Source organism: Mycobacterium sp. 852002-53434_SCH5985345 (assembly GCF_001667155.1).
Lineage (GTDB): Bacteria > Actinomycetota > Actinomycetes > Mycobacteriales > Mycobacteriaceae > Mycobacterium.
This window is the reverse complement of sequence record NZ_LZIE01000015.1, coordinates 18,731-33,464: the sequence shown is the minus strand read 5'-3', so window position 1 is coordinate 33,464 and position 14,734 is coordinate 18,731. Positions and strand designations below refer to the sequence as shown.

Below are 14,734 nucleotides of genomic sequence, written 5' to 3'. Positions count from 1 at the left end.
TGATCGCGGATCGCCCGGAGGAACCCCTGATGACCTCAGACACAGACGCGCAATGGCGCACGGCGGGCGATCGAATCCAGACCCTGCTGGATTCCTGCGCGGCGGGTGGGGCGGCCGCGCAGGAGCGCGCCCAGCAGTTGGTCCGGGAAGTGGTCGGGCTCTACGGGGCCGGGCTGGAACGGATCATGCTGCTGGCTCGGGACGGCCAAGGCACTGGCCTGGCCGAGCGGCTGGCCACCGACGACCTGGTGGCCAGCCTGCTCCTGGTCCACGGTCTGCACCCGCACGACGTGCACCGCCGGGTGTCCGACGCACTCGACCGGGTGCGGCCGTACCTGGGCTCGCACGGCGGGGACGTCGATCTCATCGAAGTCGACGGCGATACCGTGCGGCTGGCGTTCACCGGCAGTTGCAAGAGCTGTCCGTCGTCGGCGGTGACGCTGGAATTGGCGGTCGAGGACGCGGTGCGCGCCGCCGCACCCGAGGTCGGCTCGATCGAGGTGGTGACCGCCGAATCCGCGCCCGGTCCGGCCGTGATACCCGCCGATTCGCTGATGTCCCATCTGCATTCGAGGGGCTCGACCTGGTATCCGGTACCCGAGCTGGCCGAACTGGAGCTCGGCGAGGTGGCAGGGTTCCTGGTCTCGGACACCACGCTGCTGGTGTGCAGGATCGGCGACCTGCCACTGGCCTATCGTGACCACTGTCCGGTGTGTGATGACTCGTTGGCGGGTGCGCGACTGCGCGAGACCCTGCTGGCCTGCCCGCGCTGCGGCACGCAGTTCGACATTGTGCATGCGGGTGCCGGCCCCAACGGGGCCCATCTCGAGCCGCTCCCCGTGCTGCTTCGCGACGGGGTGCCATCGGTAGCGCTGGCCGAACCGATGGGCGCCGGCGCATGACGACCCCGTACGAGGTTCTGACCCGCATCCGCAGCGAGCGGCCGGCCCCCGAACCGGCCGGCGAGCGGTGTGAGATGTGCTCGGAATCGATCGCGGACGCACACCAGCACGTGGTCAATGTGGCTGACCGCCAGCTCATGTGCGTGTGCCGCGCCTGCTATCTGCTGTTCACCGACTCCCGGGCGGAACTCCGCTACCGCGCGGTGCCCGATCGGTATCTGTCATTCCCGGACTTCGCGCTGGATCGCCGCGCCTGGGAGGCGCTGCAGATACCGGTGGGCGTCGCCTTCTTCTTCAGAAACTCCGCGCTCGGGCGCACCGTCGCCTTCTACCCCGGGCCGGCGGGCGCATGCGAATCCGAGCTCGCGCTGGACGTCTGGGACGCGCTCAGCGGCGCCGACGCCCGGGTGGGTCTGCTGACGGACGACGTGGAGGCGCTGTTGGTCCGCGTCCCCGAATCCGGTGCGCCGCAGAGCTATCTCGTACCGATCGACGCCTGCTACGAATTCGTCGGTCGGCTGCGCATGCTGTGGCGTGGGTTCGACGGAGGGCAGGAGGCGCGCGAGTTCATCGACGGGTTCTTCTCCCACCTCGAAGCGCGCGCCGTGAGGACGCCGCCGCCATGATGGACGTCGACTTCTCGGTCCTCGACGTGGTTCCCGAGCCGTACACCGTCAGCCCCGTGCTGACCGCACGAGTCGCCATCGACACCGGCGGAAGTGCGGGCGACCCGGTGCACGCGATCGCGTTGCGTTGCCAGGTCCGCATCGAGCCGTTGCGGCGGTCCTACTCCGACGCCGAAGCAGAGGGGTTGCTCGACCTGTTCGGGCCGCGCGAACGCTGGGCGAGCACCCAACGCACCTTTCTCTGGCAGCATTGCACGGCGATGGTGCAGGGCTTCACCGGCAACACGACGGTGGCGCTGCCGCTGGACTGCACCTACGACTTCGAGGTCACCGCGGCCAAATACCTGCATGCCCTGCGCGATGGCGCGCTGCCGCTCCAATTCCTCTTCAGCGGAACTATTTTCGTCAAATCCGAAAGCGGGTTCTCCGTCCAGCAAGTCCCGTGGGACTGTGAAGGCCGCTACGACATGCCGGTCACGGTCTGGCGGCAGCTGATGGCCCAGCACTACCCGAACGCCGGCTGGCTGCGGCTCAGCCACGAAACCATCACCGCCCTGGCCGCCTACAAGTCGGCGCACGGGCTGCTCGACCTCGACCACGCGATCATCGCGCTGCTGGACACGGACCGGGAGACGGCGCGGTGAACGAGGATCGGGCCCGGGCCCGGGCCGTCGCAGACGCGGTGCTTTACGAGGGCTACCTGCTCTACCCCTATCGCGGCACCTCGAGCAAGAATCAGTCACGCTGGCAATTCGGCGTTCTGGGCCCGCCCGGGGCCGCGGAGGCCGGCCTGGGCGAGGACGACACCCTGGCGGCACAGTTCCTGGTCGACGGGGCCGGGGAGCTGACCCTGATGGTGCGATTCCTGCAGCTGCAGCATCGCCGGGCCGAGCGCGAAGTCACCCGAGGGGAATACGAGCCGGTCGACGAGCTCGCCACCCCGGGCGGATCGTGGCTGACCTGGGACGAAGCGGTCGAATGCGAAAGGTCCTTCGGCCCTGTCGCCCTCGACGGCCGGCCGTGGACACTGGCGGTGACGGCGGACGCGGGCACCGACATCGAATTCCTCGATGGCGGGCGGCTCGTGCGGCAACGACGGGAGGTACGCGGCGTGCTCACGGTCGCCAGCGAGGCGGACGGCGATCTGCGCCGGGTGTCGGTGCGGGTCAGCAACATCGGCGACGGTGCAGCGGACAAGAACGACTCGATCGCGCGATCCATGATCGGAACGCACCTCATCGCCGAACTCGAGGGCGGCCAGTTCGTTTCGCTGCTCGAGCCGCCGCCCGCGGCGGTCGACGCGGCATCCCGGTGCAGCCAGCACCGCTGCTTTCCGGTGCTGGCCGGCCCGCCCGGCACCCGGGACCTGCTGTTGGTCTCGCCGATCATCCTCTACGACCACCCGGACGTCGCCGAGCAGAGCGACACCGCCCTGTATGACTGCACCGAGATCGACGAGATCCTCACCCTGCGCGTGATGACCATGACGGACGAGGAGAAGGCGCAGGCCCGGGCCACCGATCCACGGGCGGCGCGGATCATCGACCAATGTGACGCCATGTCTCCCGACGCGATGGCTCGCCTGCACGGCGTGCTGCGCGATCCCCACGCGATCTCGGGCCTGGTCCCGGAGATCCCCGAGGGGGTCGATTGGTGGGATCCGCTGGCCGACAACGCGGTACGCCCGGAAATCGATGCGGTGCTGGTGAACGGGGTCCGGGTAGCGCGCGGCAGCCGGGTCCGATTGCGGCCGAGGCGCAACGCCGACGCGCAGGACATTTTCGTCGCCGGCAAGACGGCACGCGTCACCTCGGTGCACGAGGACGTCGAGGGCACCAAGCACGTCGCGGTCGTCGTCGAGGACGACCCGGCCGCCGACCTGCATGACTGGTACGGCCGTTACCTGTACTTCTCCCCCGACGAAATCGAGCCTCTGGAAGCTCAACGCAGCCCGGCAAACTCGTGAAAGGAGTCCGAGATGGAGATCCTGGGTTGGATATTCCTCGCGATCATCGCGTTGGTGGTCGCGGTCGGATTGGCGCTAGGGGTGACATCCCTGCCCGATGCCCGCCGCTACCTGAAACTGAGGCGGATGTAACCGGCCCGGACATGACAGCGCGCATTCTGGTAGCGGGCATCGGCAACATCTTCCTGGGCGACGACGGATTCGGATCCGAAGTGATCCGAACCGCCGAGATCCCGCAGGACGGCGCGAGCGTGCGCGTCACCGACTACGGCATCAGCGGGATGCACCTCGCCTACGACCTGCTCGAGGACTGGGACACCCTGGTGCTCGTCGACGCTGTCGCCAGCCGTGGCAACCCCGGCACATTGCATGTCTTCCAGGCCGATCATGAATCAGATTCCACCGCAATGGGTTTCGACGGCCACAGCATGGATCCGGCCGCGGTGTTCGCCAGCCTCCGGGCGCTGGGCGGCAATCCGCCCTACACGGTCGTCGTCGGGTGCGAGGCGGGCAGCGTCGAGGAGGGTATCGGCCTCAGCGAGCCGGTGGCCCAGGCGGTTCCCCGCGCCGCGCGGGCCGTCGAGGAGATCGTCTCGGCGTTGCAGGCGCACTCGGTGGCAACCAGCCGAGGGGGTACTGAGCCATGTGTCTAGGGATCCCCGGCCAAGTGATCCGGATGCTGGACGGCTTCGAAGGGCAGCTGGCCCTGGTCGACGTCGCCGGCGAACCGCGCAGGGTCAACGTCGGCATGCTGCCGGAGGAGACATTCGCCCCGGGCGACTGGATAATCATTCACATGGGCTTCGCCGTCGAAAAGACGGACCGCGCGGGCGCGGAACAAGCGCTGGCGGGCCTGGAGCTGATGGGCCGGGGCCGCACGGACCCAACGGACTTTCCGGAGGTCGGCTGAGATGACCTCGTCCCCCCTGCTGCTGCGACACCGCGACGTTCGGCAGCGCTTCACCGTGACCGGTGTCGTGCAGGGGGTTGGCTTCCGGCCCTTCGTCCATCGCATCGCGACCGAACTCGGCCTGTCCGGCTTTGTCGGCAACGATTCGCGCGCCGTCTTCCTCGAGGTGCAGGGCGAGCGCACCCGCATCGCCGAATTCGGCCGGCGCCTCCGCACCGAGGCGCCGCCGCTGGCCCGGATCCGCGACGTCACGGTCAGCGAGCTTGCCGCCGACGCCGGCGGCGGCCGCGGGTTCCGGATCGTGGCCAGCCGGGACGTCCCGGGCGAGACGACGCCGATTCCGCCCGACATCGCGGCGTGCGACGACTGCGTCGCCGAACTCTTCGACCCACGCGACCGGCGCTACCGCCACCCCTTCGTCACCTGCACCAACTGCGGGCCGCGATTCACCATCATCCGCGAGCTGCCCTACGACCGCCCGTCCACCACCATGTCCGGGTTCCCCATGTGTGCGCGCTGCGCCGCCGAATACCACGACCCGGCGGATCGGCGCTTCCACGCGCAGCCGATCGCCTGCCCCGAATGCGGGCCGTCCCTATGGTTCCGGTCGGCGAGCGGACGCCTCGACGGAGCGGACGCGGCGCTGGCGGCCACCCAACGCGCGCTGGCCGCCGGCGCGGTGGTGGCCATCAAGGGCGTCGGCGGTTACCACTTGGCCTGCTCCGTCAGCGACGGCGCGGCCGTCGCCGCGCTGCGGGCGCGAAAGGCGCGCGGCGCCAAGCCGTTTGCCATGCTGGTCCGTGATCTGGACGTCGCGCGCCGCTACGCCTACGTCGACGACGACGAGGCCGCCGTGCTGCTGGGCCCCGCCCGGCCGATCGTGTTGCTGCGACGCCGACCGGACGCACCCGTTGCCGACGCCGTCGCGCCCGGCAGCCCGCTGCTGGGCCTGATGCTGCCGTACTCCCCCATTCATCACCTGCTGTTGGCGCCCGTACCCGCCTCTGCCGCGCTTGTGCCCGACGCGCTGGTGCTCACCAGCGCCAACCGGTCCGACGAACCGATCTGTTTCACCGATGACGATGCGGCACAGCGCCTTCCGGCGCTGTGCGATGCAGTGCTCGACCACGACCGCCCGATCCACGTCCCGTGCGACGACTCGGTGGTGCGCGTGTTGAAGGACGAGGGGGCCGCATGCGAACTGCCGATCCGGCGGTCCCGCGGGTATGCGCCGCTGCCGGTCGACTTGAACTTCGCGGGCCCGGCGGTGCTGGCCGTTGGCGGGGAATTGAAGAACACCTTCTGCCTCACCGACGGCGCGCGCGCCTACCTGTCCGGGCACATCGGCGACATGGGCACCTGGGAGACGCTGCGCGCGTTCGAGCGGGCGGTGCACCAACTCAGCGAAATGCGCGGTGAGCCGGCCCGGTTGGCCGCCGACCTGCACCCCGGGTATCACACCCGAAGCTGGGCGGAGCGCCGCGCGGACGGTCGACCGCTGGACCTCGTCCAGCACCACCACGCGCACGTGGTGTCGCTGCTGGCCGAGCACGGGCGAATCGGCGAACCCGTCGTCGGGGTCTCCTTCGACGGCACGGGTTACGGATGCGACCAGACCATCTGGGGCGGGGAGATTCTCCGGCTCGGCCGCGACAGCCAGCGATTCGTCCGGGCCGGCCACCTGTTACCGGTACCACTGCCCGGCGGTGATGCGGCTGTCCGCAACCCGTGGCGGATGGCGCTCTCGCAGCTGTGGTCGGCCGGCATCGACTGGACCCCCGACCTGGCCCCCGTCGCGGCCGCGACACCCGACGAATTGCGCCTGACCCGTTCGCAATTGGAGACGGGAACCGGATGCGTGCCCTGCTCGAGCATGGGCCGCCTGTTCGACGCGGTCGCCTCGTTGCTCGGCGTGCGGCACCGCATCGACTACGAAGGCCAGGCCGCCATCGAACTGGAGGCGCTGGCGCAGTCGGCGGGCACGAACGCCGGGCCGTCGCTACCGCTCATGGTGGGCGCCGACGGGGTGATCGATCCCGCCCCGATGGTGCAGACGTTGGTGTCGGCGCTCTACACCGGCACGCGATCCGCGCTGCTGGCCGCGGCTTTTCACGAGGCCGTCGCGGACGCCGTCGCCAAGGTGGTCGGTCAGGTGGCCGGTACCACCCGATTGGTGGGCCTCACCGGTGGGGTATTCCAGAATGTGTTGTTGCTGAGAGCGTGTCGTCAGCGGCTGCAGCTGGCGGGATTCGAGGTGCTGACCCACCACATTGTTCCGCCCAACGACGGCGGGCTCGCCCTGGGGCAGGCCGCGATCTCCATGCTGACCGCGCGGGAGGAGGGCTGACGCATGACCACCACAGCCATCGATCGCGGGCTCGGCGCCGAATTGGCCGAAGACCTCGCCGCCACCGCGTTCACGCTCGCCAAGCGCTTCGCGGCGGGCGCGACCATGTGGTCCATCGCGCCGTCGTGGGAACCGCACGCCCTGCACATCGCGGTCGAGTTCGTGCACCCGGTGATCATGGGCAAACGGGCCCTGCCCGCGGTGGCGCTGACCGGACCCGACCTGGTTGACCTGGTGCGAGTGTCGGTGCGACCGGGCGACATCGTGGTCGCGGTTTCCGGAGCCGACGACCCGCAGGTCCGCTCGGTCATGCGGCGGGCCCCCGCATGGGGCGCCACCACCATCTGGATCGGCAGCGGCGACCGCCCCGGCGCGGGCATGGCAGACCACGTGCTGTGGCTCGACGACCCCGATCCGCGCGTGCCCGCGACGGGTGGCTTCGTGCTGTTCTATCACGTGCTGTGGGAACTGACCCACGTGTGCTTCGAGCACCCCGGCCTGCTCAAATCCGAATGCGCCGAGTCGGTTTGCGTGACCTGCAGCGACGAGGGGCGACCCGGCGAGGCGGTGACGGCGTCGGCCGACGGGCACGCCACGGTGCGCACCGCGCGCGGCATCGAAAACGTGGTGACCACCCTGATCGACCCGGTCGAAGCCGGGGAGCTGATGTTGGTGCACGCGGGCATGGCGATCGGCAGACTGGAAGACGAGGAGGGCCGATGAGCACCGCCGACGAACCCACCAACTTCCTGTATCCGTTCATCGACGCCCAGGAAGACGACCCCGCCTCGCTGCTGGCCGACCTGGCCGCGTCGGCGCAGGCGAAGGCGGCCGAAAGTCTGGCGCTGCGGCGCTCGACACTGGAAGCCAACGCCGCGCTGCTCGGTGCGGCCGCCGCCGAGCTGGCGCGCCGTTTCGCGGCGGGCGGCCGCATGTTCACCTTTGGAAACGGCGGCAGCTGCACCGATTCCACCACCTTGGCGAGGCTGTTCGCCCGGCCGCCGGTCGGCATGCCGCTGCCCGCGTGGCCCTTGACCACCGATCAGGCGATCCTGACCGCGCTGGGCAACGACGTCGGATTCGAGTTGGTGTTCGCCCGGCAGTTGATCGCCCGCGCCAGGACCGGTGACATCGCGATCGCCATGTCGACCAGCGGCGGTTCGCCCAACCTGCTCGCCGCGCTGGCCGAGGCGCGTCAACGCGGCCTGTACACCATCGGATTCGCCGGCTACGACGGCGGCGCGTTCGCGAACAATCCGAATGTGGACGCCTGCTTCGTCGTTCGCTCGCAGAGCGTGCACCGGATCCAGGAATCGCAAGCGCTGCTGGGCTACCAGCTGTGGCTGAGTGTGCACCAACAGCTCGGTGGCAAGCAAGGCATGGGGGCGGCATGAATAAATCGGCGGGTGAATACCTTTCCTCGGGGCCACGATTCGCAGAGGGTGAGGTGATCGAGCGGATCGAATCGTTCCGCAGGCGCCGGCCCCGGTTGCTCGACGACCATGTGACGCTGGCGCACGGCGCGGGCGGCAAGGCCTCGGCGGCGCTGGTGGACGCGGTGTTCGTGGAGGCGTTCCGCAACCCGCTGCTGGAGTCACTCGGAGATAGCGCGGTCCTGACTCTGCCGAGCGGCGAACGCCTGGCGATGTCCACGGATTCATTCGTGGTGCAGCCCAGGCGCTTCCCGGGCGGCTCCATCGGCGCGCTCGCGGTGCACGGCACCTGCAACGACCTCGCGATGGCCGGCGCCGTGCCGTCGTGGATCTCGGCGGCGTTCGTGCTCGAAGAGGGTTTCCCCATCACCGAATTGAAGGAGGTCGTCGCCGACATGGCGGCGGCGGCCGCGGAGGCGGGCGTGCAGATCATCACCGGCGACACCAAGGTGGTGCCCAAGGGCGCCGCCGACGGCATGTTCGTCACGACCGCCGGGACCGGTGTCATTCCCACGGGACGCGAGCTGTCCGCGGCGTCGGTGCGGCCCGGTGACAAGCTGCTGCTGTCGGGATCGATGGGCGACCACGGCATGGCGGTCATGCTGGCGCGGGGCGACCTGGCCATCGAGGCCGACATCCACTCCGACACCGCGTGCCTCAGCCCGCTGGTGGAGCTGCTGATGGCGGCCGCGCCGTCCACCCGCTGGCTGCGTGATGCGACCAGGGGCGGAGTGGGCACCGTCTGCAACGAACTGGCGCAGGCCTGCGGTCTCGGGGTGCTGCTCGAAGAGGAACGACTTCCCGTGGCGCCCATGGTGAACGGCGCCTGTGAGCTGCTCGGCATCGATCCGCTGTACGTCGCCAACGAGGGCAAGTTCGTCGCGGTCGTCGCGCCGGACGAGGCGGCGGCCGGGCTCGACGCCCTGCGGTCGCATCCGTTGGGTGCCGACGCCGCCGAGGTCGGGGAGATCGTCACCGAACCAGCCGAAAGCGTGGTCTTGCGAACCGGATTCGGCGGAACACGGATCGTCGACATGCTCGTCGGCGACCCGCTGCCGCGGATCTGTTAGGGCGTAGCAGGTCGCCACCAGAAAGGAAGGGAGGCCGCACATGTGTTTGGGAATTCCGGGCCGGATCGTCGAGATCACCGATCCCGCCGACTATTTGGCGAAGGTCGACGTCAGCGGCGTGCAGCGCACCATCAGCGTGCGGCTGCTCGCCGACGACATGCCCGAACCCGACGACTGGGTCCTGGTTCATGTCGGGTTCGCGATGGCCAAGATCGACGAGACGGAGGCGCTGCTCACCCTGGCCGCCGTCAAGAAGCTCGGCGACGCCTACGACACCGAAATCCAAGCCTTCGACTCCTCATCGATCGTCTGAGAAGGAAAGGACCGTCATGAAATTCGTTGACGAGTTCCGTGATCCGGCCGCGGCCCGCAAGCTGCTGGGCGCCATCGAACGCTTGGCCGGCGCCGACGGCGAACTGTTCAAATTCATGGAAGTGTGTGGCGGGCACACGCACACGATCTACCGGCACGGCATCGAGCACCTGCTGCCCGACAACGTCGAGCTGGTGCACGGCCCAGGCTGCCCGGTCTGCGTGATCCCGATGGGCCGCATCGACGACGCCATGTGGCTGGCCGGCCAACCCGACGTGATCTTCACCTGCTTCGGCGACATGATGCGCGTGCCCGGATCGCACGGCAGCCTGCTGGACGCCAAGGCGCGCGGCGCCGACGTGCGGTTCGTCTACTCCCCGCTGGACGCGCTGAAGATCGCGCTCGACAATCCCGACAAACACGTCGTGTTCTTCGCCATCGGTTTCGAAACCACCGCGCCGTCGACGGCGGTCACCCTGGTCCGGGCGCGCGACCTGAAGCTGAGCAACTTCAGCGTGTTCTGCAACCACGTCATGATCGTCCCGCCGATCAAGGCCATCCTGGAGTCGCCGGACCTGCGCCTGTCGGGTTTCATCGGCCCCGGGCACGTGTCCACGGTGGTCGGCAACCGCCCCTACCGGTTCGTGCCGGAGGTGTACCGAAAGCCATTGGTGGTGGCCGGTTTTGAGCCCTTGGATATTCTGGCCGCGGTCGCGATGCTGTTGACCCAGATCCGCGAGGGCCGCTGCGAGGTGGAAAACCAGTACACGCGCGTGGTGCCCGAGGGGGGCAATCCCGCCGCTTTGGCGTTGATGGGCAAGGTTTTTGCGCTGCGCCCGCACTTCGAGTGGCGCGGGCTTGGTTTCATCTCGCAAAGCGCACTGCGGCTGCACGACGACTTTTCGGGATTCGACGCCGAGCTGCGGTTCGCGATGCCGGGCGTGCGGGTCGCCGATCCCAAGGCGTGCCAGTGCGGCGAGGTGCTCAAGGGTGTGCTCAAGCCATGGGAGTGCAAGGTTTTCGGCACGGCGTGCACCCCGGAGACACCGATCGGCACGTGCATGGTGTCCCCCGAGGGGGCGTGCGCCGCCTACTACAACTTCGGCCGGATGCACCGCGACGCGGTCAAGCTGGTGGGGCGCGCTTGACCGGTAACACCGACGGCCCAGACATGTTCGCGCGCTACGCCTACGCGCCCAACGCGCTGGGCTATTGCGGTCCCCCGCTGGGGGCGACCCTGCGCGACGGTTCGGTCGACGAGGTACGCCGGGCGGCGACGAAGTTCTCCGGGGCGTGGCCGTACCTGCGGGTGCTGTCGACGCTGACCGGGATCGCCGACCCCCTGGACTACCGGCTCGTGGAGTCGTACTGGCTGGGCGGCGGCGTCGGCGCCGACCTGGACCCCCTGGACTTCTTCAAGGCGTTGCTGGCGATCATCGGCCCGCAGGCGGGCCGCTACTGGTCGCACCTGACGCCGGACCTTTCCGGCGAGGCCGCCGCCAACCACTGTTTCCACGTGTTCGGCGTGTACCCGTGGACCCGGTTCCTGGGGCGGGGTATGGACGAACATCCCCTGAACGTGCTCGACAACTGCCGCATCACCTGGGGAACCGTGCTGTCCCGCGACCGCGACCGGATCGAGGTGCTGCGCCGAAGGCTGGTGCTCGACGGTGAGGGGCTGGCGCTGTCCGAACCGTCGTCCGCTGTGTTCGACGTCTGGATCGACGGGTACAGCGCGGTGCCGGATGCCGCCGCGGGCGACGAGGTCGCGCTGCACTGGGGGCGGCTGTGCGGCCGCCTGTCGCCGCCGCAGGTCCGCGCCCTCGCCGACGGAACCGAGCGTCAACTGCGGGTGACGAGCCACCGCCTGGCGCGCGTCTAGCGGCGAAGTGGATCGCCGCCATCGGGGGTCGGCTCGTGCCAGACTGGCCCCCGTGCCCGGTTCCCTTTGCGACGTGCTGCCCGCGGCCGCCGCTCTGCTCGGCGCGCCGGGCGCCGTCGACGAGCTGGGTTTGGCCGACCGGGTCGGCGGGGCGGACCAGGTCGATCGCGTCGCGGTGGTGCTGGTGGACGGACTGGGCTGGCACCTGCTTGCGGAGCTGGCCGGCAGCGCCCCGCTACTGGCCTCCGTGCTCGCCGGGCAGACCGGCCACCTCACGGAGCTCACCTGCACCTTCCCGTCGACCACCCCGACCAGTTTGGTCTCGCTGGGTACGGGGGCACAGCCCGGCGAGCACGGGATCCTGGGCTTCACGCTGAACGTGCCGGGCACCGATCGGGTGCTCAACCACATCCTGTGGCGTGACGACCCACCGCACGCCGAGTGGCAGCCCTTACCCACCTGGTTCGGGCGGCTCAACGAAGCCGGCGTGAGCGCACGCGCCGTCTTGCCGGCCGCGTTCATGGGTAGCGGGCTGACCGAGGCGGCATACCGCGGCGCCGAGTTTCGCCCGATCCAGCCGACGGACGACAACGCGCAGGCGGTGGCCGACGAGCTGCGCGCGGCGCCGGGCCTCGTCTACGGCTACACCGCGGCCCTCGACACCGCGGCCCACGTATTCGGCGTCGGATCGTCCCGTTGGCACGAAGCGGCCGCCCAGGTGGACACGCTGCTCAGCCGGTTGGTCGAGGCGCTGCCGCCGAACGCGGCGCTGCTGGTGACCGCCGACCACGGCGGTTTCAACGTTCCACCGGACGCGCGGGTCGACCTCGACACCGACCCGCGGCTCGCCGCGGGAGTCCGCGTGGTCGCCGGCGAACCGAGGGTTCGCTACCTGCACACCGAGCCCGGCGCCGCGGCTGACGTGCAGGCGGCCTGGAGCGAGGTACTCGACGGCAGGGCGCACGTCTACAGCCGCGAGCAGGCGGTAGCCACCGGGATGTTCGGACCGGTCAGCCCGGCGCACCTGACGCGGATCGGTGACGTCGTCGCCGTCTGCACCGGCGATGCGGCCGTGCTGGCAACCGGGCACGAGCCGCCGGAAACGGCTCGACTCATAGGCTTTCACGGCGCGGCGACGGCCGCCGAGATGGCCATCCCGCTGATCGCCTTCAAATCCCCTGCCGCGGCTCACTAGTCGCCGCGGCGCCGCCTCGCAGCTTCTTCCGCGAATCGCTCACAGCCCAAATTGCGCTACCTCTAAGCCTTTTCAAAGCGGACTGGCAGGGCCGGCACTCACCCGCGCTGCTACGGTGGCAGCACTGTGAGTTTCCGTGGTGCGGGCAGACCTTCACGACGGCCACGCCCCTCGGCTCTGGCCGTAGTTGCTGCACTGTCCCTTTTCGCCGCTGCCTTCGGATTCTGGGCGTTGCAGGTCGAGGCGGCGGCCGGCCCACCGCAGCACGTGGCGGCGTCGGTGGCGACCACCACCCGCACCGGGACCCTTGAGTTCCGGGACGGCTCCGCACCGCGCAGCCATCCTGACTTCGGCTCCACCCTCAACGACGACAAGGCATTCAAGAGCGCGGGATTGAAGCGCGACCGGCCGACGACCTTCTCGCTGTCCGTGCCGCGCTGGTCGTGGACGCTGTCCTCACTTGCCTCGGCCACTGGGGCACAGCGGCCCCTCGACGTAGGGCCGTCACGCGCACCCTCGACTGTCCTCGCAGGACAAGACCTCTTGACCAAGCTTTGCGTGTCCAGGCGCTGATCGGCATTCCGAGCCACTCGTAGCCATGTCTGGCCGGCGCCGCGCGCCGGCCGACAGCCGACCGCGTTAGCCCGAAAGCGGCCAAACCCGTCGGCATGCCCGCAACTCCCGACCCGACGCTGAACGTCGGTCGCTACCCACCCAAGGAAGTCATGTTTGCAGCCAACTCCCGCACGCCCGCTGGATCCGCGGCCACCCACCCCGCCCCCGCCGGGGGCAGATAGCGGTGGACTTCGGCGCGTTACCCCCAGAAATCAACACCGCGCGAATGTATTGCGGCCCCGGCCCCGCATCACTGCTGAGCGCGGCCACAACGTGGCAGCGGCTGGCCGACCAGCTCCGCGAGGCCGCGACGAAGTACCTCGTTTCCGCGGGGCTGCTGGACGGCTTGCGCGGCCCCGCGGCGGTGCAGATGGGCGAAACGACGGCACCGTACGTAGCGTGGCTGCAGGCGACGGCCGCATTAGCGGAGCAAACCGCCGCCCGCGCCGGCGCGGCGGCCGACGCGTACGAGTGGGCGTTGGCCGCGACCGCGCCGCCGCAGACCATCCTCGCCAACCGGGCATTGCGAATGTCGCTGGCGGCGACGAACCAGCTGCGCCAAAACACCCCGGCCATTGCGTCCGCGGAGTGCCACTACGACCAGCTGTGGGCGCAGAACGCCGCCGCCATGTACGCCTACGCCACTGCCGCTGCGGCCGCCTCGACCGTGACGCCCTTTACGTCCCCGCCCGCCGCCGAGGACGGCGACGATGTGATATCGGCTGGCGCGGAACTGATTTCGATGCTGCCCGCAGCGCTCGACGGGTTATCGTCGGCATCTTGCCGGCGATTCCGTACGGCGGTGCTGTCGATGTCGTCGCCGCTGTCCAAGCTGAGTTCCCTGCGCACCGGGTTTGCCCGGCAGGCCAGCATCCCGCTCGCCGTGGCCATCGGTGCTGCGGCGGCGAAGGCGGGCAGGGGTAATCGCGCTGCGGTGCTGGTGGATTTCGGACGCGCGATCTCAATTGGCGGGTTGTCGGTGCCGCGGGCGTGGCTGCCCGCGGCGAAATCGAAAGCGGTGGGCAAGCAGCCAACCGAACACCGGCGCCGCCTGGGCGGGCAGCCGCGAACCCACACCGGACTTTGATCGTTTTCACAGCTCGCTGGGCTTGTCGGCCAAGCCTCGTGTTGTAGGTTCGGGCCACTGTGACAGTCGGCGACACCCGTGGAACTCGACGATGGCGGTCGGTCATCGCAATCGTCGCGGTGCTCGGCGTGTCCTGTGCGGTCACCGCGGGTTGGGCATCGCGTGGGGGCGCGGTCCCCGGACTCGCCCGCGTGAATGCCACACACGTGCAAGCGCATAACGCGAGCGCTGCCGCACCGGGCTTTTCCGCCGGCTCCTCGCCGACACATCACAAGACCACCAAGACCGCGTGGATGACGCGGGATCGGCCGCCGACGTGGGCCCGCTCGTCGCCGCCATCGATCGGGTCGGCATTACCGACTTCGTTTGCGGCCGCGGTATTTCGGCTG

16 protein-coding genes are annotated in these 14,734 nt (G+C 69.5%); all 16 read left to right on the top strand.

Going from position 1 to position 14,734, the window contains the following annotated elements:
• Positions 1-2 precede the first annotated feature (2 nt).
• The 16 genes from A5756_RS02465 to A5756_RS02390 all read left to right on the top strand — a co-directional run bounded on the left by A5756_RS02465 (position 3) and on the right by A5756_RS02390 (position 14,345).
• The gene (locus A5756_RS02465; RefSeq protein WP_082959970.1) at positions 3-902 is read left to right on the top strand and encodes a NifU family protein; all 900 of its coding nucleotides are present in this window, start codon (positions 3-5) and stop codon (positions 900-902) included.
• The gene (locus tag A5756_RS02460) at positions 899-1,528 is read left to right on the top strand and encodes a DUF5947 family protein (RefSeq protein ID WP_066946383.1); all 630 of its coding nucleotides are present in this window, start codon (positions 899-901) and stop codon (positions 1,526-1,528) included. The genes A5756_RS02465 and A5756_RS02460 overlap by 4 nt, the downstream gene beginning before the upstream one ends.
• Positions 1,525-2,172 carry a DUF6084 family protein gene (locus A5756_RS02455; protein WP_066946381.1) on the top strand — a complete coding sequence of 216 codons (648 nt, stop codon included), beginning with the start codon at positions 1,525-1,527 and terminating at the stop codon, positions 2,170-2,172. Before A5756_RS02460 ends, A5756_RS02455 begins: the two co-directional genes overlap by 4 nt.
• On the top strand, positions 2,169-3,494 hold the full coding sequence (locus tag A5756_RS02450) for a hypothetical protein (protein ID WP_066946378.1): 1,326 nt from the start codon (positions 2,169-2,171) through the stop codon (positions 3,492-3,494). The genes A5756_RS02455 and A5756_RS02450 overlap by 4 nt, the downstream gene beginning before the upstream one ends.
• 143 nt (positions 3,495-3,637) lie before the next feature.
• Positions 3,638-4,147, top strand: coding sequence for a hydrogenase maturation protease (locus tag A5756_RS02445; protein WP_066946375.1), 510 nt, complete (start codon positions 3,638-3,640; stop codon positions 4,145-4,147).
• Positions 4,138-4,404 (top strand): HypC/HybG/HupF family hydrogenase formation chaperone, encoded by a 267-nt coding sequence (locus A5756_RS02440; RefSeq protein WP_066946372.1) that lies wholly within the window; start codon positions 4,138-4,140, stop codon positions 4,402-4,404. Before A5756_RS02445 ends, A5756_RS02440 begins: the two co-directional genes overlap by 10 nt.
• Before the next feature lies 1 nt (position 4,405).
• Complete coding sequence (gene hypF, locus A5756_RS02435) at positions 4,406-6,751, top strand: carbamoyltransferase HypF (protein ID WP_066946369.1); 2,346 nt, start codon at positions 4,406-4,408, stop codon at positions 6,749-6,751.
• Positions 6,752-6,754: 3 nt separating this feature from the next.
• Positions 6,755-7,474 carry a hydrogenase assembly protein HupF gene (locus A5756_RS02430; protein WP_066946366.1) on the top strand — a complete coding sequence of 240 codons (720 nt, stop codon included), beginning with the start codon at positions 6,755-6,757 and terminating at the stop codon, positions 7,472-7,474.
• A complete protein-coding gene (locus tag A5756_RS02425; protein ID WP_066946363.1) occupies positions 7,471-8,145 on the top strand; it encodes an SIS domain-containing protein in 675 nt (224 codons plus the stop codon). Before A5756_RS02430 ends, A5756_RS02425 begins: the two co-directional genes overlap by 4 nt.
• Positions 8,142-9,254 carry a hydrogenase expression/formation protein HypE gene (gene hypE, locus A5756_RS02420; RefSeq protein WP_066946358.1) on the top strand — a complete coding sequence of 371 codons (1,113 nt, stop codon included), beginning with the start codon at positions 8,142-8,144 and terminating at the stop codon, positions 9,252-9,254. Before A5756_RS02425 ends, hypE begins: the two co-directional genes overlap by 4 nt.
• A 40-nt stretch (positions 9,255-9,294) precedes the next feature.
• Positions 9,295-9,567 carry a HypC/HybG/HupF family hydrogenase formation chaperone gene (locus A5756_RS02415; protein WP_066946355.1) on the top strand — a complete coding sequence of 91 codons (273 nt, stop codon included), beginning with the start codon at positions 9,295-9,297 and terminating at the stop codon, positions 9,565-9,567.
• A gap of 16 nt (positions 9,568-9,583) precedes the next feature.
• On the top strand, positions 9,584-10,714 hold the full coding sequence (gene hypD, locus A5756_RS02410) for a hydrogenase formation protein HypD (RefSeq protein WP_066946352.1): 1,131 nt from the start codon (positions 9,584-9,586) through the stop codon (positions 10,712-10,714).
• Positions 10,711-11,448, top strand: a complete 738-nt coding sequence (locus A5756_RS02405; protein WP_255360736.1) for a DUF6390 family protein — start codon at positions 10,711-10,713, stop codon at positions 11,446-11,448. The genes hypD and A5756_RS02405 overlap by 4 nt, the downstream gene beginning before the upstream one ends.
• A 52-nt stretch (positions 11,449-11,500) precedes the next feature.
• Positions 11,501-12,643, top strand: coding sequence for an alkaline phosphatase family protein (locus tag A5756_RS02400; protein WP_066946346.1), 1,143 nt, complete (start codon positions 11,501-11,503; stop codon positions 12,641-12,643).
• A 126-nt stretch (positions 12,644-12,769) separates the two neighbouring features.
• Positions 12,770-13,216, top strand: coding sequence for a hypothetical protein (locus tag A5756_RS02395; protein WP_066946343.1), 447 nt, complete (start codon positions 12,770-12,772; stop codon positions 13,214-13,216).
• Positions 13,217-13,442: 226 nt separating this feature from the next.
• The gene (locus A5756_RS02390; protein ID WP_156659159.1) at positions 13,443-14,345 is read left to right on the top strand and encodes a PPE family protein; all 903 of its coding nucleotides are present in this window, start codon (positions 13,443-13,445) and stop codon (positions 14,343-14,345) included.
• Positions 14,346-14,734: the final 389 nt, after the last annotated feature.

Coding starts and splice junctions, on each gene's coding strand:
- A5756_RS02460 (WP_066946383.1), top strand. CDS start 899: ATGACGACCCCGTACGAGGTTCTGACCCGCATCCGCAGCGAGCGGCCG.
- A5756_RS02455 (WP_066946381.1), top strand. CDS start 1,525: ATGATGGACGTCGACTTCTCGGTCCTCGACGTGGTTCCCGAGCCGTAC.
- A5756_RS02445 (WP_066946375.1), top strand. CDS start 3,638: ATGACAGCGCGCATTCTGGTAGCGGGCATCGGCAACATCTTCCTGGGC.
- A5756_RS02440 (WP_066946372.1), top strand. CDS start 4,138: ATGTGTCTAGGGATCCCCGGCCAAGTGATCCGGATGCTGGACGGCTTC.
- hypF (WP_066946369.1), top strand. CDS start 4,406: ATGACCTCGTCCCCCCTGCTGCTGCGACACCGCGACGTTCGGCAGCGC.
- A5756_RS02430 (WP_066946366.1), top strand. CDS start 6,755: ATGACCACCACAGCCATCGATCGCGGGCTCGGCGCCGAATTGGCCGAA.
- A5756_RS02425 (WP_066946363.1), top strand. CDS start 7,471: ATGAGCACCGCCGACGAACCCACCAACTTCCTGTATCCGTTCATCGAC.
- hypE (WP_066946358.1), top strand. CDS start 8,142: ATGAATAAATCGGCGGGTGAATACCTTTCCTCGGGGCCACGATTCGCA.
- A5756_RS02415 (WP_066946355.1), top strand. CDS start 9,295: ATGTGTTTGGGAATTCCGGGCCGGATCGTCGAGATCACCGATCCCGCC.
- hypD (WP_066946352.1), top strand. CDS start 9,584: ATGAAATTCGTTGACGAGTTCCGTGATCCGGCCGCGGCCCGCAAGCTG.